The organism is Neisseria sp. CCUG12390 (genome assembly GCF_047837985.1).
GTDB lineage: Bacteria > Pseudomonadota > Gammaproteobacteria > Burkholderiales > Neisseriaceae > Neisseria.
The window spans coordinates 846,259-868,297 of the sequence record NZ_CP181244.1; the positions used below are offsets into that span (position 1 = coordinate 846,259).

25 protein-coding genes are annotated in these 22,039 nt (G+C 48.8%); 11 read left to right on the forward strand and 14 right to left on the reverse strand.

Annotated elements, in window-relative coordinates:
* Positions 1 to 51: 51 nt before the first annotated feature.
* The 4 genes from ACM67E_RS03910 to ACM67E_RS03925 all read right to left on the reverse strand — a co-directional run bounded on the left by ACM67E_RS03910 (position 52) and on the right by ACM67E_RS03925 (position 3,182).
* On the reverse strand, positions 52 to 1,026 hold the full coding sequence (locus ACM67E_RS03910) for a class 1 fructose-bisphosphatase (protein ID WP_416192303.1): 975 nt from the start codon (positions 1,024 to 1,026) through the stop codon (positions 52 to 54).
* Between the two features lie 78 nt (positions 1,027 to 1,104).
* Positions 1,105 to 1,491 carry a hypothetical protein gene (locus ACM67E_RS03915; protein WP_416192304.1) on the reverse strand — a complete coding sequence of 129 codons (387 nt, stop codon included), beginning with the start codon at positions 1,489 to 1,491 and terminating at the stop codon, positions 1,105 to 1,107.
* 240 nt (positions 1,492 to 1,731) lie between these two features.
* The gene (locus ACM67E_RS03920; protein ID WP_416192305.1) at positions 1,732 to 2,277 is read right to left on the reverse strand and encodes a hypothetical protein; all 546 of its coding nucleotides are present in this window, start codon (positions 2,275 to 2,277) and stop codon (positions 1,732 to 1,734) included.
* 320 nt (positions 2,278 to 2,597) lie between these two features.
* Complete coding sequence (locus ACM67E_RS03925; protein WP_416192306.1) at positions 2,598 to 3,182, reverse strand: YqaA family protein; 585 nt, start codon at positions 3,180 to 3,182, stop codon at positions 2,598 to 2,600.
* Between the two features lie 184 nt (positions 3,183 to 3,366).
* On the opposite strand from ACM67E_RS03925, the gene hda reads away from it, so the two are divergent.
* The 6 genes from hda to kdsA all read left to right on the forward strand — a co-directional run bounded on the left by hda (position 3,367) and on the right by kdsA (position 6,940).
* Entirely contained in the window at positions 3,367 to 4,035 is a 669-nt protein-coding gene (hda, locus tag ACM67E_RS03930; RefSeq protein ID WP_416192307.1) for a DnaA regulatory inactivator Hda, read from the forward strand.
* A complete protein-coding gene (locus ACM67E_RS03935) occupies positions 4,032 to 4,700 on the forward strand; it encodes an HAD family hydrolase (RefSeq protein ID WP_416192308.1) in 669 nt (222 codons plus the stop codon). The genes hda and ACM67E_RS03935 overlap by 4 nt, the downstream gene beginning before the upstream one ends.
* Before the next feature lie 104 nt (positions 4,701 to 4,804).
* The gene (locus ACM67E_RS03940) at positions 4,805 to 5,164 is read left to right on the forward strand and encodes an energy transducer TonB (protein ID WP_416192309.1); all 360 of its coding nucleotides are present in this window, start codon (positions 4,805 to 4,807) and stop codon (positions 5,162 to 5,164) included.
* 18 nt (positions 5,165 to 5,182) lie between these two features.
* Positions 5,183 to 5,506, forward strand: a complete 324-nt coding sequence (gene cutA, locus ACM67E_RS03945; RefSeq protein ID WP_416192310.1) for a divalent-cation tolerance protein CutA — start codon at positions 5,183 to 5,185, stop codon at positions 5,504 to 5,506.
* 90 nt (positions 5,507 to 5,596) lie between these two features.
* The gene (gene panD, locus ACM67E_RS03950; RefSeq protein ID WP_416192311.1) at positions 5,597 to 5,980 is read left to right on the forward strand and encodes an aspartate 1-decarboxylase; all 384 of its coding nucleotides are present in this window, start codon (positions 5,597 to 5,599) and stop codon (positions 5,978 to 5,980) included.
* Positions 5,981 to 6,097: 117 nt separating this feature from the next.
* A complete protein-coding gene (kdsA, locus tag ACM67E_RS03955) occupies positions 6,098 to 6,940 on the forward strand; it encodes a 3-deoxy-8-phosphooctulonate synthase (protein ID WP_416192312.1) in 843 nt (280 codons plus the stop codon).
* Positions 6,941 to 7,244: 304 nt separating this feature from the next.
* Here the strand turns inward: kdsA and ACM67E_RS03960 are convergent, their stop codons facing one another.
* Positions 7,245 to 8,819 (reverse strand): YdgA family protein, encoded by a 1,575-nt coding sequence (locus tag ACM67E_RS03960; RefSeq protein WP_416192313.1) that lies wholly within the window; start codon positions 8,817 to 8,819, stop codon positions 7,245 to 7,247.
* Positions 8,820 to 8,944: 125 nt separating this feature from the next.
* Positions 8,945 to 9,118: a protein MIGRI gene (locus ACM67E_RS03965; RefSeq protein WP_416192314.1), complete on the reverse strand. Its 174-nt coding sequence runs from the start codon at positions 9,116 to 9,118 to the stop codon at positions 8,945 to 8,947.
* 132 nt (positions 9,119 to 9,250) lie between these two features.
* On the opposite strand from ACM67E_RS03965, the gene metX reads away from it, so the two are divergent.
* Together metX and metW are read left to right on the forward strand one after the other, a co-directional pair.
* Complete coding sequence (metX, locus tag ACM67E_RS03970; protein WP_416192315.1) at positions 9,251 to 10,390, forward strand: homoserine O-succinyltransferase MetX; 1,140 nt, start codon at positions 9,251 to 9,253, stop codon at positions 10,388 to 10,390.
* Complete coding sequence (metW, locus tag ACM67E_RS03975) at positions 10,387 to 10,968, forward strand: methionine biosynthesis protein MetW (protein ID WP_416192316.1); 582 nt, start codon at positions 10,387 to 10,389, stop codon at positions 10,966 to 10,968. The genes metX and metW overlap by 4 nt, the downstream gene beginning before the upstream one ends.
* 326 nt (positions 10,969 to 11,294) lie before the next feature.
* Here the strand turns inward: metW and ACM67E_RS03980 are convergent, their stop codons facing one another.
* The 3 genes from ACM67E_RS03980 to typA form a co-directional block, all read right to left on the reverse strand.
* Positions 11,295 to 11,780 (reverse strand): acyl-CoA thioesterase, encoded by a 486-nt coding sequence (locus ACM67E_RS03980; protein ID WP_416192317.1) that lies wholly within the window; start codon positions 11,778 to 11,780, stop codon positions 11,295 to 11,297.
* A gap of 80 nt (positions 11,781 to 11,860) precedes the next feature.
* Positions 11,861 to 12,946, reverse strand: coding sequence for a magnesium/cobalt transporter CorA (gene corA, locus ACM67E_RS03985; protein WP_416192318.1), 1,086 nt, complete (start codon positions 12,944 to 12,946; stop codon positions 11,861 to 11,863).
* A gap of 76 nt (positions 12,947 to 13,022) precedes the next feature.
* A complete protein-coding gene (typA, locus tag ACM67E_RS03990) occupies positions 13,023 to 14,831 on the reverse strand; it encodes a translational GTPase TypA (RefSeq protein ID WP_416192319.1) in 1,809 nt (602 codons plus the stop codon).
* Positions 14,832 to 15,263: 432 nt separating this feature from the next.
* Between typA and bfr (ACM67E_RS03995) the strand changes: the two genes are divergently transcribed.
* The 3 genes from bfr (ACM67E_RS03995) to ACM67E_RS04005 all read left to right on the forward strand — a co-directional run bounded on the left by bfr (ACM67E_RS03995) (position 15,264) and on the right by ACM67E_RS04005 (position 18,483).
* Positions 15,264 to 15,728, forward strand: coding sequence for a bacterioferritin (gene bfr / locus ACM67E_RS03995; protein WP_416192320.1), 465 nt, complete (start codon positions 15,264 to 15,266; stop codon positions 15,726 to 15,728).
* Between the two features lie 19 nt (positions 15,729 to 15,747).
* A complete protein-coding gene (bfr, locus tag ACM67E_RS04000; RefSeq protein WP_416192321.1) occupies positions 15,748 to 16,221 on the forward strand; it encodes a bacterioferritin in 474 nt (157 codons plus the stop codon).
* Between the two features lie 549 nt (positions 16,222 to 16,770).
* Positions 16,771 to 18,483: a proline--tRNA ligase gene (locus tag ACM67E_RS04005; RefSeq protein ID WP_416192322.1), complete on the forward strand. Its 1,713-nt coding sequence runs from the start codon at positions 16,771 to 16,773 to the stop codon at positions 18,481 to 18,483.
* A gap of 253 nt (positions 18,484 to 18,736) precedes the next feature.
* Here the strand turns inward: ACM67E_RS04005 and ACM67E_RS04010 are convergent, their stop codons facing one another.
* The 5 genes from ACM67E_RS04010 to ACM67E_RS04030 are packed head-to-tail and all read right to left on the reverse strand — an operon-like array spanning position 18,737 to position 22,020.
* Positions 18,737 to 19,219 carry a type IV pilin protein gene (locus tag ACM67E_RS04010; protein WP_416192323.1) on the reverse strand — a complete coding sequence of 161 codons (483 nt, stop codon included), beginning with the start codon at positions 19,217 to 19,219 and terminating at the stop codon, positions 18,737 to 18,739.
* 1 nt (position 19,220) lies between these two features.
* Complete coding sequence (locus ACM67E_RS04015) at positions 19,221 to 19,748, reverse strand: PilX N-terminal domain-containing pilus assembly protein (protein WP_416192324.1); 528 nt, start codon at positions 19,746 to 19,748, stop codon at positions 19,221 to 19,223.
* The gene (locus tag ACM67E_RS04020) at positions 19,727 to 20,683 is read right to left on the reverse strand and encodes a PilW family protein (protein ID WP_416192325.1); all 957 of its coding nucleotides are present in this window, start codon (positions 20,681 to 20,683) and stop codon (positions 19,727 to 19,729) included. The genes ACM67E_RS04015 and ACM67E_RS04020 overlap by 22 nt, the downstream gene beginning before the upstream one ends.
* Before the next feature lie 2 nt (positions 20,684 to 20,685).
* Entirely contained in the window at positions 20,686 to 21,330 is a 645-nt protein-coding gene (gene pilV, locus ACM67E_RS04025; RefSeq protein ID WP_416192326.1) for a type IV pilus modification protein PilV, read from the reverse strand.
* 18 nt (positions 21,331 to 21,348) lie between these two features.
* Positions 21,349 to 22,020 (reverse strand): pilus assembly FimT family protein, encoded by a 672-nt coding sequence (locus ACM67E_RS04030; RefSeq protein WP_416192327.1) that lies wholly within the window; start codon positions 22,018 to 22,020, stop codon positions 21,349 to 21,351.
* Positions 22,021 to 22,039: the final 19 nt, after the last annotated feature.

The window sequence follows — 22,039 nt, forward strand, 5'->3', positions numbered from 1 at the left end:
CAGACGGCCTTTTGATTGTAATTTATCTGAGTAAAATCATCAGCTTAAATATCAATTTTGATGCAGCTCGTTGACGCGTTCCACTTCCTCGCGGCTGCCCATGATGACCGATACGCGTTGGTGCAGCCCGTCGGGTCGGATACCGAGAATGTCTTCCGACGCATTGCTGGCCGCGCCGCCGCTTTGGGCGAAAATCAGGCTCAAAGGATTGGCTTCATACATCAGGCGCAGTTTGCCCGGTTTGCTCGGATCGCGCTTGTCTTGCGGATACATAAAAACGCCGCCGCGCATTAAGATGCGGTGGATTTCGGCCACCATGCTGGCGACCCAACGCATATTGTAGTTTTTGCCGCGAACGCCGGTTTCGCCTGCCAAAAGCTCATCGACGTATTGCTGCATCGGTGCGAACCAATGGCGTTGGTTGGACATATTGATTGCAAATTCTTTGGTTGCGGCCGGAATCTGCGGATTTTCCTGGGTCAGTACGAATTCGCCGTTTTCATTCAGGGTAAACACAAAGACACCGTGCTTCAACGTGAACACCAATTGTGTTTGCGGGCCGTATAACACATAGCCGCTGCCGACTTGGTCGCGGCCTTTTTGCAGGAATGATTCGGTGTTTAACGCGCCTTCCGGTTTGGCCAGAATCGAGAAAATGGTGCCGACGGAAATGTTCACGTCGATGTTCGACGAGCCGTCGAGCGGGTCGAACAGAACCAGATAGCCGCCGTTGCCGTTGCAGGCGACGAAGGTGTCTTCTTCTTCGCTGGCCAAGCCGGCGACGTTCGGATTGTTTTTCAATGCGTCAATTAGAATATCGTTGGCGATGACATCGAGTTTTTTCTGATCTTCGCCTTGCACGTTGCCTGTTCCGGCCATGCCCAATACGCCGGCCAATGCACCCAGACGGACTTTTCCGTTGATGTCCGCGCAGGCGGAAACGACGGATTGCAATACGCTGCCCAATTCGGTGGGAACGGCGTTTTGTTGCAGGTGCTGCGGTAAGAATTGCGCTAAAGTAGTCATGTCACACTCTTTTCTTCGGTAGAAATCATTTTGTTGTTTCAGACGGCATCGGAAGCATGTGTCTTGTATTGACGGTATTTATTGAGAACGCGGCGTTTCGGAAGATGCGGCTGAGGCGGCAGGCTGTGCGATGCTTTCTTCGGCACATGCCAAAGCGGCATTGCTCAGTTTGTCGGTCAATTCCTGATTGATTTTACCGGCAAGCATGTCGGTCAAATCTTGGGGGGAGACGCTGTCGAACATTTTACCGGCGGTGCAGTCGCAGATTTGGCGGACTTTGTCTTCCGATACCCATTGCTGGTCTTGCGGGATACGGTTCATGCACTGCTCGGAAGCCACGGTGATGAAACCGGCGCGCAACTGTTCGTTCACCGCCTGTTTGACCGGATCGTTTTGCGCATCGCTGCATGCGGTTAGAAAGAATGGGAAAACGGATAAGGCGAGTAGGGAAAGGTTGGTGCGCATGGTCAAGAGGCCGTCTGAAAAAAGATGTTGTCAATTGTAATGGAAAAAGCGCGCATATGCCATCTCTGAACCGGCGGCAGCAGGGGATACGGTGCATAGTCGTTGGCCGGAGCTGCACTGTGTCTCATCTGTATCGAAACAAGAAACTGCCCTGCCGACGGCCAAGAAATTTTGGCAACCGGCAGGGCAGTTTTCATAGAATCACGGTTTTAGAAAACCTAATCATTCAAATGACTTATTTTATTTCTTTTTTAAACGGGCAGTTGCCGCTTTGTCCAATACGCAGCCTTTGGTCACGATTTGGTCAACCACTTGTGCGGTGCCGTTAACTTGCGTCGTACCACGGATGGTCAGCATACCGCCGTCCACTTTATCGACGTTGGCAGGGGTCGCTTTTCCTGAGAACCATGCGATTTTCTCATCTTCATTCCAGAAAACATTTTGATCGTTTACACCGATTACGCGGAACAGATTAGGTGTCGGTTCGTTTTTGAATTTTACTTGCGCTGCAACCAACTCGTTGTTTTTCACGCCGTACATTACGGTCAGTTTGTCCTGGCCTTTGTCGCCGCATTTGTAGGCGACTTCTTTGGTTGAGTCGACCTTATCTACTTTGACGGTTTGCGGGCCGCTTGCTGCCTGAGGCTGTGCTTGAGCCGGAGCCGTTTGAGCCGGAGCAGCAGCTTTTTCAGGAGCGGCAGGTTTTTTGCTGCCGGTGCTGCTGCAGGCAGCCAAGGCCAAAGTAGTCAATGCTGCCAAAGTAGTCAGTTTCAAATGTGCATTCATCAGTTTACTCCATTCGGTTGTTTTGGTTAAAGTGCGGCATACCTTAGCAGAGAAAACGGGTTTTGTATTCAGATAAGAGGGGAAGTTTAAAATCACGGAATAAAACAATTTACTGTATGATTGAATAAATTTTATGAAAACAATCATCTAAACCCGCATTTACCGAAGAAAAGCTGAATCAAGTTTGGTAAAGATAACATTTACATATTAATTTGACGGATTTCCCAAAAGAAAAAAGCCTTGTCAACAACAAGGCTTTATCATAATCCGGTGTTTTATGGAGGTTGGAAATCAGCTTATCTTTTCAGACGGCCTTTGCGTTAATGCGTCAAGCTGTAAACCGCATAACCGATAACGGCCAGAGCCACCGTGCCCCAGCCCAGCATTTCGATGTAATGGCGGATTTTGTCGGCATATTTTTCACCGCCCCAGGCCGACAGTCTGGCGACCAAAAAGAAGCGGGCAAAACGCGAAACCGCCGCTGACAATACAAACGGCAAAAACGCCATGTTCATCACGCCTGCGCAAACGGTAAATACCTTAAACGGAATCGGTGAAAATCCCGCCAGAAAGACCACCAGAACCCCCCAAGTTTCAAACCAAAGCTTCGCCTTGTCGAAATGAGCCTGCATTCCCCAGCTTTGGATATAGCCCGACACCCATTCGAATGCGAAATAACCGAGTGCGTATCCCAATATTCCACCCAGTACCGAGGCCACCGTCGTATAAACGGCAAAGCGCAGGGCTTTTTTCGGCTCGGCCATCGACATCGGAATCAGCATCACATCCGGCGGTACGGGGAAGAAAATGGCTTCGATGAAGCTGACAAAACTCAACCAAAACGGCGCAAAGCGGTGTTTCGACCATCGCAGCGTTGTATCGTAAACGGTTTCAAAAATTTTCATTAAAGGACTTTCAAACAGGAAAAGGCGGCGAAAAACGAACCCGCCGAAATAAGCGGGTCATTTTAAATCAAATGCAGGCTTAGACAAGGATTTTTTGCTTAAGTTTGCAGGCCGTCTGAAACCTTGATGCAAGCCCTTAAAACAACGTAAAATAAACCCGATTTGAATCTATCGGAATGCTTCCGTGAACCAGCTCATTTTCGATTTTGCCGCACACGATTATCCCAGCTTCGACAAATTTCTCGGTACGGAAAACGCCGAGCTGGTGTATGTTTTGCAGCATAAACACGGCCAGTTTATCTATGTTTGGGGTGAGCAGGGCGCAGGCAAAAGCCACTTGCTGCAGGCATGGATTGCCCAAGCCCTCGAAGCCGGTAAAAACGCCGTTTACATCGATGCCGCCGCCACCCCTCTGACCGAAAAAGCATTCGATGCCGATTATCTGGCCATCGACCAAGTCGAAAGGCTCAGCAACGAAGAGCAGGCTCTGCTTTTCGCCATCTTCAACCGCTTCCGCAACAGCGGCAGAGGCTTTCTGCTTTTGGGTTCCGAATACACGCCCCAGCAGCTCGTCATCCGCGAAGACCTGCGTACCCGCATGGCCTATTGCCTGGTTTACGAAGTCAAACCGCTCACCGACCGGGAAAAAATCGATGCCCTTGTCAGCATGGCCGCCGCGCGTCAGGTAACCGTCGACACCGAAATCTTCGAATACCTCTTAAACCATTGGCAGCGCGACATGGACAGCCTCGTGCAAATGCTCGATACGCTCGACCATTACGCCGTAATGATGGGCAAACGCATCACCCTGCCGCTTTTGCGCCAACTTTTGAAACAACAGGAAACCGAATGAAAAACCTCGCCATTTTCGACCTCGACAACACCTTAATCAACACTGATTCCGACCACACATGGCCGCAATACCTGATGAAAAAAGGCTTGGTCGATGTCGAATACACCGAAGCGCAAAACGAAAAATTCTACCAAGACTACCGCAACGGCTGCCTGAACATCGACGAATTTCTCAAATTCCACCTGGCCCCGCTGAAAGAATACAGCATGGAACAGTTGGCCGAAATGCACCGCGAATTTATGGCCGAATTCATCACGCCGAACATTACACCCATGCAGAAAATGCTGGTGGACAGCCATCGCACCGCCGGTGACGAACTCTTGGTCATTTCCTCCACCAACGAATTCATCATTACCCCGATTTGCCGCGCATTCGGCATTGAAAACGTCATCGGCACGCAACTCGAAACCGGTTCGGACGGCCGCTATACCGGCAACTACATCGGCACGCCGAGCCTGAAAGAAGGCAAAATCACCCGCCTGAACGAATGGCTGGCCGCACGCGGCGAAACCTTGGAAAGCTACGGAAAAGTCTATTTTTACAGCGACTCCAAAAACGACCTGCCGCTTTTGCGCCATGTAAATGAGCCTGTGGCCGTCAATCCCGATGCGGAATTATTGGCTGAAGCTCAGGAAAAAGGCTGGCCGGTGTTGAATTTTAAATAAGTTTTGATTCTGTTTTCAGACGGCCTGAATACAGGGTAGGTCGTCTGAAACTTATCATGCCATCCGCTACCAAAATAATCATGTCCGTCAAACAAAGGAGAAGAATGATGAAACAAGGATTGCTGTTGGCTTTAATGCTGGGTTTAACCCAGCCCGTATATGCCCAAGACAATGTTCCCCGTGCTGAGGATTATCAGGCAATCGCGGAAATGGAAAAAGGGAAACAGGAAGGTTGTCGAGCGAAATTCCATTATCCTGCGAGCGCGATAAAATTAAGACAGAGGGGAACGGTCGTTCTGGGTATCTTGGTTTCCCCCGAATCGAAAGTTGAATCGGTTGAGATTATCAAAAGCAGTGGCTATAAAAAATTAGACATAGCCGCCGTGGATGCGGCTAAAAAAGGCTGTTTCAATACGCACGGCGTATGGACGAAATTTCGTGCTCCCATCCACTTCAATCTTTGACAAAAAGGCCGTCTGAAAATGCCCCAATTCAAACCCGTCATCATCACAACGACCATGCCCACGCGCGGGGAGGCCGAGAAAATCGGTTTGCTACTGTTGGAAAACCGGCTCGCCGCCTGCGTGCAATACGAAACCGTTGCCAGCCATTATGTGTGGCAGGGCGAGGTGTGTTGCGATGAAGAAATCCGTGTGGTGATTAAATCTTCGCGCTGCCATTACCGTGCGGTGGAAAAACTGATTTTGGCGAACCACAGCTACGATTGCCCGCAAATCGTCATGCAGGCTGTGGCAGGCGGTTGGCGCGGATATTTGCGCTGGATGAAGGTGCAAATGGGGTTATAATGGCAGTTTATTTTTCAGACGGCCTGAGTTAACGCTTGAGGCCGTCTGAAATGCTGTAAACCCAAATTGATTGAGAAAGAAAAACAAACCATGTTCCGCACCATGCTCGGCGGCAAGATTCACCGTGCCACCGTTACCGAAGCCGATTTGAACTATGTCGGCAGTATTACCGTAGATTTGGATTTGCTCGACGCGGCCGGAATCTGCGTCAACGAAAAAGTCGCCATCGTCAACAACAACAACGGCGAACGTTTGGAAACCTATACCATCGCAGGCGAGCGCGGCAGCGGCGTGGTGTGTCTCAACGGCGCGGCGGCGCGCTTGGTGCAGAAGGGCGATATTGTGATTATCATGTCCTATGTCATGCTTTCCGAGCCTGAAATCGCCGCGCATGAGCCGAAAGTGGTACTGGTGGACGAAAACAACAAAATCCGCGATGTGATTTCTTACGAGCCGCCGCATACGGTGCTGTAAAAAGAAACAGGCCGTCTGAAACGGTTGGCTATTTTCAGACGGCCTAAACGTTTAAACCGATTTTCTCCGCTTTTATTCCGCCCTGATTTTTCAGACGGCCTCAAAAAGGATTCGACCATGAATGTCCAAATCAAAAATATCCGAGTCGGCAACGATTTGCCGTTTACCCTGTTCGGCGGCATCAACGTGCTGGAAGACATGGATTCCACGCTCAAAGCCTGCGAACATTATGTGAAAGTAACCGACAAATTGGGCATTCCGTATGTGTTCAAAGCGTCGTTTGACAAAGCCAACCGCTCGTCGGTGCATTCGTTCCGTGGTGTGGGTTTGGATGAGGGGCTGAAGATTTTCGAGGCAGTGAAGTGCGAATTCAATGTTCCGGTCATTACCGATGTGCACGAGCCTTACCAATGTGCGCCGGTGGCCGAAGTGTGCGACGTGATTCAGCTGCCCGCATTTTTGGCGCGCCAAACCGATTTGGTGGTGGCGATGGCAAAAACGGGCAACGTCATCAACATTAAAAAACCGCAATTCTTAAGCCCGTCGCAGATGAAAAACATCATCGAAAAATTCAAAGAAGCGGGCAACGATCAACTGATTTTGTGCGAACGCGGCAGCAATTTCGGCTACGATAATCTGGTGGTCGATATGCTCGGCTTCGGCGTGATGAAGAAAACCTGCGCCGATACGCCGATTATTTTTGACGTCACCCATTCACTGCAAACGCGCGAATCCGGCGCAGCGGCTTCGGGTGGCCGCCGCTCGCAGGTGCTGGATTTGGCTTTGGCAGGCATGGCGACGCGCTTGGCAGGTTTGTTTTTGGAATCGCACGAAAATCCCGATCAAGCCCGTTGCGACGGCCCGAGTGCGCTGCCGTTGGCGAAATTGGAAGATTTTTTGGTGCGGGTCAAAGCGGTGGACGAGACCGTGAAAGCGTTTGAGCCGCTGGTGATTGAATAAGGTTTTGGGATTGGGATACAGGCCGTCTGAATATTTCAGACGGCCTGAAGCTTTTGTCAACGCTACTTAAACCAAAAAATCTATGCCCGTTATTAATTGTGCAAGTCCGTTACATTTCTCCTGAGCAGCTCATGACGGATTAGGGGTGGGGATATTTTCGGGTTTGGTAATAATCCCGGCTCGGAGTTTTATCAAAACTCGGACAAACCAAGCAAATGAAATTAAAAAGGCCGTCTGAAAACAATATGTTTTGTTTTCAGACGGCCTTTGCAGCATTCAACTTTAAGCCGCGAAGTTTAAACGCTTATTTCGCTACCGAAGCGGCGGCATCCGCGCTTTCTTCCGACAGCATATCGCTTTCGCTGAATTCGGGTTCCTGTTCGGTTTCCAAGATTTTTCCGTTGAGTTTCAACTCACTGTTTTTCAAGGTAATGTGGGTGGATACATTGCCGTCTTTCAGGGTCAGGTATTGGTCGCCGGCCATGCTTTTGACGGTGCTGTCCACCATCAGGCGCAGGGTTTCGTTAATGTCGTCCATGCTGGCTCGACCCGCGGCTTCATCTTCCGGATTGATGCTGAAAATGCTGCGTGCCTGATTCACGGCCATTTGCTCCAGCAGTTTCTGCGGCACTTGCAGCTTAAAGTCGGCCTCGGTTTTTTTCAGCATATCGGGCAGGTTATCCAGATCCTTCTGTGTCAAGCCTTTGAATGCCAAAGTACCTGAAGTATCAACCTTGCCTTGCGGCATGGTGAATTTAAACGTTTTGACGTTCAGTACGGGATTTTGGGTAAACAGACCCGAAGCGTCGGTTTTGGCCGTCTGAATCAATTCGTTTTGAATCTGCTCTTCGCTCATTTCCTTATCGGCGATTTCGGCCATTTTCGCTTTGAGGGCGAGCAGGCCTTGCGCATCGAGATGCTCGGCGGCGATGTTGATGTCGAGCGGGCCGTAACGGTCGTTGCCGTAGGTAAGGGTATCGAATTGGAAGCGGCCTTCGCTGTTGATGAATTTTTCGACTTCGTCGGTTTGGGTATCGAATTTCAGTTTGGTCACTTCGATTTTAGACGGTGCAATCGTGCCGGTCGGATTGATGAATGCGCCGATTTGCAGGTTGGTGACCAGGTTGACCAATTCGTTTAGTTTGACATTGTAATTAATGCCTTCTTTCCATTGCAGCAGGAATTTATCCAGCGTGATGCTGCTTTTGCCCAAGGAAAGTTTGTTGAGGCCGTCTGAAGTTTCGGATTGGAGGCGCAGGTTTTCCAAAGAAATGTCGCCTTTGTCCGCCAATTTGACTTGCAGCGAAGGTGCGGTGTAATCGTGGGCGTAGCCGCTAAAGCCGTCCTGATAATCGGTTTGGCCGCTCAAGCCTTTCCAAGTCAGCTTGATGCCGGACAATTCTTCGTAATCGAATTCCGGAATACTGAGTTTCATCACGCCGTTGCCGCTGAAATAAACGGTGTTGGTCATGCTGACGGGTGTTTTGTCGCCGAAGAAACGTGCCAAGACTTTGGCGGTTTCCGGCCGGTATTTGAACTCGGTTTCAACCTGCGCGCGCGTGCCGAAGCCGCCGGCAAAAGGGCCGTGGGTAATATGGTTGACGACGGTAATCGGCTCTTTTAAAACGGTTTTCAGATTGTCGGGCAGGTATTTTTGCGTGTTTTGCAGCAGGGTCGGCTTCAGGCGGATGACGGTGGTTTCGGTCGAGGTAAACCAGCCGCGTGCGTATTCGTGCGACTCGACGGTCAGAAAGCCCGATTCCTGCAGTAATTTTTGCTGGGAAGTCAGGCTTTTTTCTGCTTGGATGCCCAAGTAATAAGGTGCGCCGAGTGCTGCGGCAACCACCACTGCAGCGGTCGGGATAAGAAATTTTTTCATTGCTTCAAGCAATCAGTTCGAAAGATTTAAAGCACGAAGCATAGCATTTTTTAGCGGATTTGTCTTGGGAAAAGGCTTTTCAGACGGCCTCTCGGATGGTAAGCAAAGAGTGCACAGGCTCGGAATCAAAGCGTCATCAAATACCAAATCAGGGTGGCGGCCGATGCGCCGGCCAATACCCATGCGCTGATCTGTATGACTTCGCGCAACGCGCGTTTCTGTTTGCGGCTGAACAGGCGGTTGACAATCAAGGCGATGAGGGCGAAAACAAAAAAGATTCGGAGCAGGCGGCCTATCATGGTGAACGTATTCTTTGCAGTTGGGGAGAGGCCGTCTGAAAACAGACGGCGGCAGACGGATTGATATGCCGGTATGCCAAAATGCCGGCAAGCCGTTATAATACATTTTTTTGTCGTTCCGTTGAGATGGACATGAATAAAAATGGTTCGGTGGGGATTGTAACACCTCAAAAAATCGCGTTCGAGACTCCTTTGGCATTGGCCAACGGCCAGACATTGCCGCGTTTTGATTTGATGATTGAAACCTATGGCGAATTGAATGTGGAGAAAACCAATGCCGTGCTGATTTGCCATGCTTTGTCGGGCAATCATCACGTAGCCGGCTATCATACGGCGGAAGACAAATATCCGGGCTGGTGGGACAGTATGGTCGGTCCGGGAAAACCGATCGATACGGAACGGTTTTTCGTCGTCGGTTTGAACAATCTGGGCGGCTGCCACGGCACGACGGGGCCTTTGTCGGAAAATCCGCTGACCGGCCGCGATTACGGTGCGGATTTTCCGGTGGTAACGGTCAAAGACTGGGTGAAGTCGCAGGCGATGCTGGCCGATTATCTGGGTATTGCGCAATGGGCGGCCGTTGTCGGCGGCAGCTTGGGCGGTATGCAGGCCTTGCAGTGGACGATTGATTTTCCCGATCGGGTGCGCCATGCTTTGGTGATTGCTTCCGCGCCGAAACTTTCTACTCAAAATATCGCGTTCAACGATGTGGCGCGCCAAGCGATTCTGACCGACCCCGATTTCAACGATGGCCATTATGCGCGTGAAGCCAAGATTCCGACGCGCGGCCTGCGCATTGCCCGTATGATGGGGCACATTACTTATTTGGCCGAAGACGGTTTGGGCAAAAAATTCGGCAGGGAACTGCATTCGGACGGCTATCAATATGGCTACGGCGTGGAGTTTGAGGTGGAATCGTATCTGCGCTATCAGGGTGACAAGTTCGCCGGCCGCTTTGATGCCAATACTTATCTGTTGATGACCAAAGCCTTGGATTATTTCGACCCTGCGGCGGACTACAATAATAACCTGACCAAAGCCCTGCAAAACGTGCAGGCCAAGTTTTTTGTGGCGAGCTTCAGTACCGACTGGCGTTTTTCGCCGGAACGGTCGAAAGAATTGGTCAAGGCGTTAATCGCGGCACGAAAACCGGTGCAGTATATCGAAGTGCAGTCCAACCACGGCCACGATGCCTTTTTGATGGAAGACGAGGCCTATATCCGCGCCGTTGAAACTTACATGAACAATGTCGCCAAGGAGTCGGAATCATGAATTTACGCGATGATTTGCAGCTGATTTACGATTGGATTCCCGAAGGCAGCCGCGTTCTGGATTTGGGTTGCGGTGACGGCGAACTGCTGGCGGCTTTGGTTGAGCATAAAAACTGCAGCGGCTACGGCATCGAAATCGATACGGACAGCGTCATCGCGGCGATGGCGCGCGGTGTGAACGTGATTCAGGCCGATTTGGAGCGCGGGCTGGAAGCGTTCGGCGACCACTCGTTTGACGTGATTGTATTGAGCCAGACGATTCAGGCTATGCAGAATACCGAATTGATTTTGCGCAGCCTGATGCGTGTTTCCAAGCAGGCGATTGTCAGCTTTCCGAATTTCGGTTATTGGCGCAACCGCATCCAAATCGCTTTGGGCGGCCATATGCCCGTTTCTGAGCGTATGCCTTACCATTGGTACAATACGCCGAATATCCATTGGTGTACGCTGAAAGATTTCGATTTGCTGTGTGCCAAAAACAAAATCCGTGTGCAGGAACGCGCGGTCATGGCAGGCAGCAAACAGGTGAAATATTTCCCGAATCTGTTGGGCAGTCTGGCGTTTTACCGCGTAGGTTGAGAATGTGTTCTTAAAGGCCGTCTGAAAAATATAGCTATATTTTTCAGACGGCCTTTTTTTGAGATGAGGCGGATCGGTTTCAGACGGCTTTATTGGCGGTAACGGTGATGTTATTAAAAAGAGATACGTTCGGCTTACCGCAAAGCCACAGGAAACTTCATTGCTCAGCGTGATTGTTTTCCCTGCGTTTTAGTTCTTTCCAAACAACAGCGTTTATCGTATAAGTCATATAAGGTAAAGGCCTTCTGAAAACTTTTAGCGAAACGCGCTACACTCGTTTTCAGACGGCCTCTACCTATGGTACGGCATGATGATGGCACAGGGCTTCAGCTTTCGCAGTCGCAGGAAATTTTATTGCTTTGCAGGCTCAGTTCTTTGCGTTGTTTGGCTTTTTCCCAGCGGCAGCGTTGCAGTTCGGTTTTGATTTCCAACTGCGGAACCGGTACGGTTTTGCCGTTCTCCATGGCCACCATCGTGAAATAGCAGCTGTTGGTATGGCGGATTTTGCCGGTGCGGATGTCTTGCGCTTCGACGCGGATGCCGATTTCCATTGAAGTGCGGCCTGTGTAGTTGACGCTGGCGTAAAACGTGACCAGTTCGCCGATGTGAATCGGCTCTTTAAACAGCACGCGGTCGCAGGATAGGGTAACGCAGTAATAGCCGCTGTAACGGCTGGCGCATGAGTAGGCCACTTGGTCGAGCAGGCGCAATAAGTCGCCGCCGTGGACATTGCCGCTGAAGTTGGCCGTATCCGGCATCATCAGTTCGGACATGATTAATTCATGGGCGGCTTGGCGTTGGGTGTGTTCCATAGCGATGGCTCGTTATTTGTTATCGAATTAATGATTATAGTCAATTAAGATTTTTAATTCAATTTAATTTATAAATTCAGTTATAACCATTTTCTTCGGAAGAAGAAAACCAGCAGGCCGATGATAATCGTTGCCATCAGCCCGAGCACGGCGTAATAGCCGTAATGCCAATGCAGTTCGGGCATATTGTCGAAATTCATGCCGTAAATGCCGGTCAGTACGGTCAGCGGCATAAACATGATGGTAATGACGGTCAACACGCGCATTTGGCGGTTCATGCGGTTGGATTGGAACGACAGATACACATCCATCATGCTGATAACCATATCGCGCGAGGCTTCCAGCGTTTCGATTAATTGCAGGTTGTGGTCGTACACATCGCGCAGGTAAACCGTGGATTCGCCCTTAAAAATATCGTAGTCACCACGGACGGCCAGTTGGTAAAACACGTCGCGCATGGGCAGAAGGGTACGGCGGAGGCGCACGGCATCGCGTTTGAGGCGGTGGATTCTGCTCAAGAGCGTGTCGTCGTTTTTGTCTTTGAACAGGGCTTTGTCGATGGCCTCGACGCGGTTGTCGTAATCTTCCAAGACGATGAAATAATCATCGACAATGCGGTCGAGCAGGCAGTAGGCCAAAAAAGCGGTATTTTTATCCAGAACATGATGCGGATTGTTGCCCATGATTTCACGGAACTGGCTGAACAGGCCGAGCGGTTTTTGCTGAAACGACAATACGAAATCTTTACCGATAACCAAATAAATCTGGTCGGAATGCAGTTTGGTAGGGCTGTAATTGTAAACTTGGGCGGCGATGAAAATATAGTGGCCGTAATCTTCGATTTTCGGCCTTTGTCTGCGGCTGAGGATGTCTTCGATCACGAGTTCGTGAATGCCGTAAGGTTCCAGCGCGTGTTTGAGCAGCTCGATGTTGTTGATGCCGACAAAGTGCAGCCAATTTTTCCGGCCGGCTTGTGCCGGTATGATTTCGGGCAGTTTTTTACCTTGAGCCAGATAATCGTGTTGCTCGAAGCTGTCGGCAGAATAAAGGGTTTGGTGGATGGCGGCTTTGGGTGCGTTGCTGGTGTTGCTGCGCGGGGCTTTCTGTTCGACATTGGTTGCCAAATGTTCGACGTCGGAGGATAAAACGGAATGCTGCTCAATCATGGTTTGTCAAAAAAGGCCGTCTGAAAAAAGCATTATAACTTTTCAGACGGCCTTTTGTGTCAGGAACGAACCGGAATCAGTCTTTTTTGAAATGGCGGCGGCGTTCCAATTCGCTCAGATAGCGTTTGCGCAGGCGGATGGATTGCGGCGTGATTTCGACCAATTCGTCGTCATCGATAAATTCGACCGCGCTTTCCAGAGTCAGCTTAATCGGTGTCGTCAGACGCACGGCTTCATCGGTGCCGCTGGCGCGGATGTTGGTCAGTTTTTTGCCTTTCAGCGGATTGACGACCAAATCGTTCTCGCGGCTGTGGATGCCGATAATCATACCTTCGTAGATTTTATCGTTAGGCGAAACGAACATGCGGCCGCGGTCTTCCAAGTTCCACAAGGCATAAGCCACGGCTTCGCCTTGCTCTTGGGAGACCAATACACCGTTGTGACGGCCCGGCATATCGGGTTTGACCGGCGCGTAATCGTCGAAAACGTGGCTCATCAGGCCGGTACCGCGCGTCAGGGTCATGAATTCGCCCTGGAAACCAATCAAGCCGCGTGCCGGAATGTGGTATTCCAAACGGGTACGGCCGTTACCGTCGCTTTCCATATTGGTCAGTTCGCCGCGACGGCGGCCAAGCTCTTCCATCACCGCACCTTGGTTGTCGTCAGGTACGTCAACAGTCAGGTTTTCGTAAGGTTCACATTTTTGACCATCAATCTCGCGGTAAACCACGCGCGGCTTGGCTACCGCCAATTCGTAACCTTCGCGGCGCATATTTTCCAGCAAAATGGTCAAATGTAATTCGCCACGGCCGGACACGCGGAACACGTCGGCATCGGCGGTATCTTCAACACGCAAGGCTACGTTGGTCAGCAATTCTTTTTGCAGGCGGTCGCGGATTTGGCGCGAGGTAACGAATTTGCCTTCCGTGCCGGCCAGCGGGGAAGTGTTGACCATAAAGTCCATCGTCAGCGTCGGTTCGTCAACGCTGAGCATAGGCAGGCCTTTGGGGTTGTCTTTATCGGTAATGGTCAAGCCGATACCGATGTCTTCCAAGCCGGAAATAATCACGATGTCACCGGCTTCGGCTTCTTCCAGCGGGATGCGCTCCAAACCGCGGAAGCCCAGCAGTTGGTTGATGCGGCCTTGCGCAACCTGCTCTTCGTGATTCATCACGGCAACGACTTGGCCGGGTTTGATGCGGCCGTTCAAAATACGGCCGATGCCCAAGCGTCCGGTGTAGTTGTCGTAGTCGAGTTGGGAGATTTGCAGTTGCAGCGTTTCGTCTGCGCTGCCACTCGGAGCAGGCGTGTGCTTCAGAATGGTGTCGAACAGCGGACGCATGTCGTCATTGGTGTCGTCTTCGTTCAGACGGGCAAAACCGCTCAACCCCGAAGCATAGATAATCGGGAAATCCAACTGTTCGTCGGTTGCGCCCAGGTTGTCGAACAGTTCGAATGTCTGATCGATCACCCAGCTCGGACGCGCACTCGGTTTGTCGATTTTATTGATGACCACAATCGGTTTCAGACCCAAAGCCAATGCTTTTTTGGTCACGAAACGGGTTTGCGGCATCGGGCCTTCTTGGGCATCAACCAGCAATACCACGCAATCGACCATGCCCAATACGCGCTCCACCTCGCCGCCGAAGTCGGCGTGTCCGGGGGTATCGACGATGTTGATGTGGTAGCCCTCGTATTCGATGGCGGTGTTTTTGGCCAAGATGGTAATGCCGCGTTCTTTTTCGATGTCGCCGCTGTCCATCACGCGTTCGTCAACCTGCTGGTTGTCGCGGAAGGTGCCGGATTGGCGTAACAATTGGTCAACTAATGTGGTTTTGCCGTGGTCGACGTGTGCGATGATGGCAATATTGCGAATTTGTTTCATGGCTTGAATCGTGCCTTAGTAGGGTTTTTTGAGATAACTTGGCATTATAGCACGATAAAATTAAAGCCGTCGGGCAGATAAGGATATTTTTACCGCTTGGACGAAGCGGCGTTGCATGTAAAGACGACAAAGCGGTTGAAAATGATTCATAATTAAAATTGATGAATTTTGTTGCTTTGTTTGCTTTTGTTTATAGTTAAATTGTGTAAATATTTAGCCGTTCTGCAATGGATTCTTGATACCGATTGCAACAAAAAGCAATAAAAATCAGCCAATTGTTTTTTTCAGACGGCCTTTTGGGTTTGAGATATTTTTGATAATTGTTTGTATTTTAAATGGAAAATTTGTATCGGATGGGAATCTCCACTACAATACGCTTCATTCGGAAACTACCATCTGCCCGAAAGGGCATTTCAAATAAGAGGAAATACCATGCAAGGCAATCAAGCAGTCATCGACTATATGAATGAATTATTGGCCGGTGAATTGGCCGCACGCGATCAGTATTTTATTCATTCGCGTCTGTATTCTGAATGGGGCTACACCAAACTGTTCGAGCGTCTGAATCACGAAATGGAAGAAGAAACCCAGCACGCGGAAGACTTCATCCGCCGTATTCTGATGCTGGGCGGCACGCCTCAAATGGTTCGCGCCGACATGAACATCGGTACCGATGTGAAAAGCTGCCTGCAGGCGGACTTGAACACCGAATACGAAGTGCGTGACGCGTTGAAAAAAGGCATCAAGCTGTGTGAAGAAGTCCAGGATTACGTGACCCGCGATTTGATGATCCAGCAATTGAAAGACACCGAGGAAGATCACGCGCACTGGCTGGAACAACAATTGCGCCTGATTGAATTGATCGGCGAAGGCAATTATTACCAAAGCCAGCTGTAAGTAGGCGGGGAGACTATCGATGAAAGGCGACCGTTTGGTTATCCGCGAGCTGAATAAAAACTTAGGCTTGCTTTTGGTTACCATCAACCAATACTTTTTACACGCCCGTATTTTGAAAAACTGGGGCTTTGAAGAGTTGGGCAAACATTTCTACAAACAATCCATCATCGAAATGAAGGCAGCCGATGATTTGATTGAGCGTATCCTGTTTTTGGAAGGCTTGCCGAACCTGCAGGAATTGGGCAAATTGCTGATTGGCGAAACCGTCGAAGAAATCATCGCCTGCGATTTGACCAAAGAAAACGAAAAACACGAAGCTCTGGTCGCTGCCATTGCGTTGTGCGAAGAAAAACAGGATTACGTCAGCCGGGCTTTGTTGGAAAAGCAAAAAGATACCAACGAAGAACAAATCGACTGGCTCGAAACCCAGCAGGAACTGATTGCCAAAATCGGTTTGGCAAACTACCTGCAAACCGGGGCGCAAGAGGACTAAAACACAAACCACTACCTGATAAAGCAGTTCTCTTAATCTGCTCGGCGGCGTATCTGCAAAGATATGCCGCTTTATTATTGTGATGCTTAAGCCATCGTACCAGGCCGTCTGAAAGCAGACTTTTTTCAGACGGCCTCCATTTATAAGCCTGCTTATATGAAGTTTGTTTCCTTTCCCTTTGATTGGAAAAAGTCACGGTATGGATAATGTATCAGACTGATGAATTATGATAAGCGGTTATATTGCAGGAAGGTGAAAATCTATGCACAAACTCTGTGGATAACCTTGTGGGTAAACTTTGAATAAATTCAAAAAACGTTTTAGCGACAATCATGCTGTTAAGTTGCTTAAAAATTAATCAAATTAAATATAATAAAATCAATAAGTTATGTATTTAAGCAAATGAAAGGCCGTCTGAAAATAAAATTTCCAAGTAAAACAAAGTGCTGCAATGATGTGTACAAATTTCCGTTGACACCTGAAAAATTATTAAAATTTTGCCAATCGCGTTACAATAAACGCTTATTTTGAACATCCGAACCAGACATCATGAAAGCCAGTCAATTTTTTATCTCTACATTAAAAGAAGCTCCTGCCGAAGCATCGCTTGCCAGCCATCAATTAATGCTGCGTGCAGGCCTGATTAAAGCAGTGGCTTCGGGTTTATACACTTGGATGCCGATGGGTCTGCGCGTGTTGCGCAAGGTTGAAAACGTGGTGCGCGAAGAAATGAACCGTGCGGGCAGCGTGGAATTGCTGATGCCTGTCGTTCAGCCGGCCGAATTGTGGCAGGAGTCGGGGCGTTGGGAATTTTACGGTAAGGAATTGCTGCGCTTGAAAGACCGTAAAGATGCCGATTTCTGCATGGGGCCGACTTGCGAAGAAGTGATTACGGATATTGCGCGCAAAGAAATCAGCAGCTATAAGCAGCTGCCGAAGAATTTCTACCATATCCAAACCAAATTCCGCGACGAAATCCGTCCGCGTTTCGGCGTGATGCGTGCGCGTGAATTTGTGATGAAAGATGCTTATTCGTTCCATGCCGATTTTGAATCTTTGCAGGCGACTTATCAGGATATGTACGATGCGTATTGCCGCGTGTTCAACCGTTTGGGCCTGGATTTCCGTCCGGTGGCGGCGGATACGGGCAGTATCGGCGGCACCGGATCGCATGAGTTTCAGGTGTTGGCCGAGAGCGGCGAAGATGTGATTGCGTATAGCGATGCCTCTGATTATGCGGCCAATATCGAATTGGCACCGACGCTGCCTTTGAGCGGTGAGCGTGCGACGGCGCAAGCCCGATTGAATAAAGTTCATACGCCGGAGGTGAAAACGATTGCGGCGTTGGTCGAGTTTTTGAATATTCCGGTTGAGCAAACGCTGAAATCGATTGTGGTAGAAGGCGAGGAAGAGGGCGAGATTGTGCTGCTGCTGTTACGCGGCGATCATGAATTCAACGACATCAAAGCGGAAAAACTGGCCGGTGTGAAATCGCCTTTGAGCATGGCTGCACCCGAAACGATTTTGGCGCAATTCGGTGCGAATGGAGGATCGTTGGGACCGGTAGGTTTCAAAGGCAAGATTTACGCCGATTTTGCCATTGAAAAAGGCGCGGATTGGGTCATTGGTGCCAATGAAGACGACCACCACTATACCGGCTTTAATTTCGGGCGCGATTCTGCGGAGCCTGAATTTGTCGATTTGCGCAATGTGGTGGAAGGCGATGCCAGCCCGGACGGTAAAGGCCGTCTGAAACTGGCGCGCGGTATCGAAGTAGGGCATGTGTTCCAATTACGCGATAAATATTCTCAAGCCTTAAACGCATCTTTTTTGGACAGCAACGGCAAGTCGCAAATCATGGAAATGGGCTGCTACGGCATCGGCGTGACGCGTGTAGTGGCGGCGGCCATTGAGCAAAACCATGACGAACGCGGCATTATTTGGACACTGGCAATGGCACCTTTTGAAGCGGTCATCGTGCCGATGAACTATAAAAAATCCGAAGCCGTGCGCGAAACGGCCGACCGCATTTATGCCGAGTTGCTGGCGCAGGGTGTGGATGTCTTGTTGGATGACCGCGATGAGCGCGCAGGCGTGTTGTTGAACGATTCCGAATTGTTGGGCATTCCGCACCGTATCGTCATCGGCGACCGCGGCTTGAAAGAAGGAAATGTCGAATATACCCAACGCCGTGATGCCGAATCGCAAAGCGTGGCGGTGACGGATGTTGTGGCTAAAGTAGTGGCCGCTTTGAGAGCATAGATACCTTAATGGTTTACAAAAGGCAGAGGCCTTTGCAAAACTCAGGTTAAACCTGAAAATCTCTAACCCGTCATTCCCGCGCAGGCGGGAATCCAGACCTGATGACTTCAGGAATATTTTGGAATGACAGTAAGTTAAAGTTCTGGATTCCCGCCCGCACGGGAATGACGAATTGGAGATTCTTGGATGCTTTCGGGTTTTACAAAGATTTGAGGCCGTCTGAAACTATGTTTTCAGACGGCCTTTTAAATGGTTATTTCTTTTTATTCGAAATAGGTTCGCACTTGCTGGAATCGGTCATAAAGCTTTTTGCCGAATTCTTATCAGTACATTTATAAGCATTACCTAAGCTGTCAATCCACATGGCCAAGGTATAACCATCTTGTGTAGGTGTGGCGGAAATACGGTAGCGGCGGCCTGAGTCTTTGTTTTCTAATTCGGCATTAAATTTATACCGGTCAGCAACGGCTTTATCGACACTATACTCTGGATTTGAAGGTGGGTTATCTAAATCTGAATTTAGTTTATTCAATTCAGCATCCAAATCCATTGAAGGCTTTTTAACCAGTTTGGTTTTAATCTGATTATTGAGATTGATTAATTCCGTATGGGCTTGTGATAAGTACCCTCGCTCTATGTATCTCTGATAAGAAGGCAGGGCGATGGTTGCCAAAATACCGATAATGGCAACGGCAATCATCAGTTCGACTAAAGTAAATCCTTGATTGTTTTTCATATTATTCATCTGATACGTAAGATTGGAGCATAACGACCGTATTTTGGTTTTTCCCCCATGCTTTGGCGGTAACGCGGTAGATTTTACTGTCTTGATCGGATCCGATCGATTCAATAACATATCTAGGGCTTATGATTCCCACGCCGTCGACAGTAATTGTATTCTTTTTATTTGCCTGATCAATTTTTCGGCCATTTTTGTCAATACACAAATCTGTTCCACATTTATGTTCCCAGATTTTACTGGTTGTTGAGCAACGTCCTTCTTTACAGTCTGAAGTAAAAGCAGGTGGGTTGTCTCCAAAGTCAATGATTTGATTCTCGCCCTCACGTAAAGCGACTTCAGCCAAGCTGGTTGCCAATTTACGGTCAGCATCATTGGTACTGATGCGTTGTTCAGTGTTGTAGGATTGAACTGCCGTTACCACTAATAGGGCGACAACGATCATAATCATCAATACGATGAATAATGAATAACCGTGTTGGGCAGATTTCAGGCTATAGGCTGTCAGAGTAGTCGATCGGCGCATACATTACCTCCCCGTACGGTTGCGTCAATATTGTAAATTTGAATTTCATTATCGGAAGAAGCCGTTACCTTATTTCCGTTATTTAGTTTAATGCGTATTAAAGCAGGTGTAGAGGCTTCTTGACTCTGTATCGGATCGGGCCGTAAAGAATCTCTGAGCACAAAAGTTTCTTCTTGTACTGTTGTTGAGGAAGCGGCGTTTACAACATCTTCAGGGCAGGAATCTACATAGAGATATTCCCGCTCCATAGATTCGACACCTTTTATCAGGAGTTGGGGCTCTCCCCAGCTACCGCTGTCATCTAGCTGGAAGCGGTATAGGCCTTTTTGACCGCCAAGCTCTCCGACGGCATAAGCCACGACAATATGTTTCATGACGGAAATCATGCTGTCTTTATCGTTGCTGGTTATTTCTAAAGCGTCTTTGGCAGTATCAATATCTTTGATTTTGTTGGATTTGGCAATGTTGTCACAACTGCTGGCAACAGCAAGGTCTGCGTCTGGATTATTGTCATCAATGCCATATTGGAATATCAACGCAGGGCTAGCTGACTGGGTAAATCCAAGATAGCTTACCGTGCCTTCCGAAAGAGGTATCAGTCCTTTGCTTGTAGAATTGCTTGCCAAATTAAACGGGGCTGTGCTGTTGTCATCTGATTTTGATTTGATTGATGATTCCGTATAATTTGTCATGTTAAAACAGCCAAAACTGCCGGCCATACGTGCATCACGCACCAGCAATGCCGAAGCATTGCGCAAATCCTGCTGTACGCTTAGACGCGATGTAGCCGCACTATTCAGATTACGGGCGGTAAAGTAGGTTGATGTTATTGCCATCAGCACAATCAGGCTTAATGCGCTGGCAACCAAAAATTCAATCAGGCTGAAGCCTTTTATTTTTGACGGGTAAGTGAAAGTAGGGCGTTTGTTTTTCATTGTTATTCCGTAACGCGGGACTGGTGGGTATAGACGATAAAATTACCGGAACTGTTTAAAGCGGAAGCTGCTTTTTCTTCTGCATCTGCAAGCCATAGGACTTTAATGAGCGTATCGCCATTATTATCGCAATTTGCATGAAATGAATTGCTGGTATACGTTGGTGCATTACCCGAGCTGTCGCGGCAAATAGCAAAAAAGTATTTGGTAGTAGTTCCTAATACTGATTTTAATGAACGATCAAATTCAGAAATTTGAGCGGCAGCAAGTTCGTCTTTATTCATTGAATCTTTATATGCTCCAGAGATTGTCATGCTAGTGCTGTTGACAAGGTAATGATCGTAGGATTTTTTGATTTCCTGTTTTCCTATATGTCCGGCAGCATTGGTTTTGGCAGGAGCCGACTGCACAAATTTCGGATTAATCAGCATATTTTCAATCATATTTTGGGTGATTTGAGAAACAATGGTTTGGCTTTCTGCTTCTCGGACACCGGATACGGCGCGTAATTGCACGGAAAGCAGGGCGAGGACGCCGACGGCGAGGACAAACATGGAGATTAAGACTTCGACTAAGGTCATGCCATTCTGTGAATTTTTCAGACGGCCTTGTTTGTCGGAAAGTGTTTGTAATGTTTTGGTATTCATAATTTTTATTAGATTTTTTTAGTTCGTGGGATACTCGCATTGCTTGCGTGAATCGTTTTTGGGGCAGATTTCTACACGGCCGTTACCATCGATAAAAAGTACGCTGGCGCGTGCTTTTTTATCATCATCGTTTGTTGCCGAAGCATCAGTCATGGAGATCTTAATGTATCCATTAGACATAATGAATTTGGTGTCTTTAGTCAATCCAGTATCAGTTGAGTAACCAAAATTACCATTTGGCAAAAAAGTCCAAAAAAGACTTTCTTGCCCTTTTGGGACATGGGAAAAATGATGAATTACACGATTTGAATCTTTAGAATTTAATATTATTGTCCGTAAATGAATATCAACACTATCATTTGTATAGGTCTGTTTTTTGTTAGGGTTTACCAAGTAATCTTTATCAGCAAAGGCGAGTAACCCACTATCTTTAGCTGTTGAGTCGCATTGACCTAAGGGTTTGCCATCTTTACGGATTTTGACGGGGCAAACGTAAACCGGAAGATTCAGGCGGACGGCTTCGGCTCGGGCGAAGCGCAGGAGATTGGCGATTTGTTCCGCATTGCTTGCCGCGCGGCGCGATGCGATCCATTGGCTCATGTTGGGAAGGGCGATGACGGCCATGATTGCGATGATGGCGATCACGACCAGAAGTTCGATAAGGGTGAAACCTTTTTGTTTGGCGTGCATGAGTATCGGTAAGTTAAGC

Excerpts from the sequence above, each read along its gene's own strand:
- ACM67E_RS03910 (WP_416192303.1), bottom strand. The coding sequence starts at position 1,026 with ATGACTACTTTAGCGCAATTCTTACCGCAGCACCTGCAACAAAACGCC.
- ACM67E_RS03915 (WP_416192304.1), bottom strand. The coding sequence starts at position 1,491 with ATGCGCACCAACCTTTCCCTACTCGCCTTATCCGTTTTCCCATTCTTT.
- ACM67E_RS03920 (WP_416192305.1), bottom strand. The coding sequence starts at position 2,277 with ATGAATGCACATTTGAAACTGACTACTTTGGCAGCATTGACTACTTTG.
- ACM67E_RS03925 (WP_416192306.1), bottom strand. The coding sequence starts at position 3,182 with ATGAAAATTTTTGAAACCGTTTACGATACAACGCTGCGATGGTCGAAA.
- ACM67E_RS03935 (WP_416192308.1), top strand. The coding sequence starts at position 4,032 with ATGAAAAACCTCGCCATTTTCGACCTCGACAACACCTTAATCAACACT.
- ACM67E_RS03940 (WP_416192309.1), top strand. The coding sequence starts at position 4,805 with ATGATGAAACAAGGATTGCTGTTGGCTTTAATGCTGGGTTTAACCCAG.
- cutA (WP_416192310.1), top strand. The coding sequence starts at position 5,183 with ATGCCCCAATTCAAACCCGTCATCATCACAACGACCATGCCCACGCGC.
- panD (WP_416192311.1), top strand. The coding sequence starts at position 5,597 with ATGTTCCGCACCATGCTCGGCGGCAAGATTCACCGTGCCACCGTTACC.
- kdsA (WP_416192312.1), top strand. The coding sequence starts at position 6,098 with ATGAATGTCCAAATCAAAAATATCCGAGTCGGCAACGATTTGCCGTTT.
- ACM67E_RS03960 (WP_416192313.1), bottom strand. The coding sequence starts at position 8,819 with ATGAAAAAATTTCTTATCCCGACCGCTGCAGTGGTGGTTGCCGCAGCA.
- ACM67E_RS03965 (WP_416192314.1), bottom strand. The coding sequence starts at position 9,118 with ATGATAGGCCGCCTGCTCCGAATCTTTTTTGTTTTCGCCCTCATCGCC.
- metX (WP_416192315.1), top strand. The coding sequence starts at position 9,251 with ATGAATAAAAATGGTTCGGTGGGGATTGTAACACCTCAAAAAATCGCG.
- metW (WP_416192316.1), top strand. The coding sequence starts at position 10,387 with ATGAATTTACGCGATGATTTGCAGCTGATTTACGATTGGATTCCCGAA.
- ACM67E_RS03980 (WP_416192317.1), bottom strand. The coding sequence starts at position 11,780 with ATGGAACACACCCAACGCCAAGCCGCCCATGAATTAATCATGTCCGAA.
- corA (WP_416192318.1), bottom strand. The coding sequence starts at position 12,946 with ATGATTGAGCAGCATTCCGTTTTATCCTCCGACGTCGAACATTTGGCA.
- typA (WP_416192319.1), bottom strand. The coding sequence starts at position 14,831 with ATGAAACAAATTCGCAATATTGCCATCATCGCACACGTCGACCACGGC.
- bfr (WP_416192320.1), top strand. The coding sequence starts at position 15,264 with ATGCAAGGCAATCAAGCAGTCATCGACTATATGAATGAATTATTGGCC.
- bfr (WP_416192321.1), top strand. The coding sequence starts at position 15,748 with ATGAAAGGCGACCGTTTGGTTATCCGCGAGCTGAATAAAAACTTAGGC.
- ACM67E_RS04005 (WP_416192322.1), top strand. The coding sequence starts at position 16,771 with ATGAAAGCCAGTCAATTTTTTATCTCTACATTAAAAGAAGCTCCTGCC.
- ACM67E_RS04010 (WP_416192323.1), bottom strand. The coding sequence starts at position 19,219 with ATGAAAAACAATCAAGGATTTACTTTAGTCGAACTGATGATTGCCGTT.
- ACM67E_RS04015 (WP_416192324.1), bottom strand. The coding sequence starts at position 19,748 with ATGCGCCGATCGACTACTCTGACAGCCTATAGCCTGAAATCTGCCCAA.
- ACM67E_RS04020 (WP_416192325.1), bottom strand. The coding sequence starts at position 20,683 with ATGAAAAACAAACGCCCTACTTTCACTTACCCGTCAAAAATAAAAGGC.
- pilV (WP_416192326.1), bottom strand. The coding sequence starts at position 21,330 with ATGAATACCAAAACATTACAAACACTTTCCGACAAACAAGGCCGTCTG.
- ACM67E_RS04030 (WP_416192327.1), bottom strand. The coding sequence starts at position 22,020 with ATGCACGCCAAACAAAAAGGTTTCACCCTTATCGAACTTCTGGTCGTG.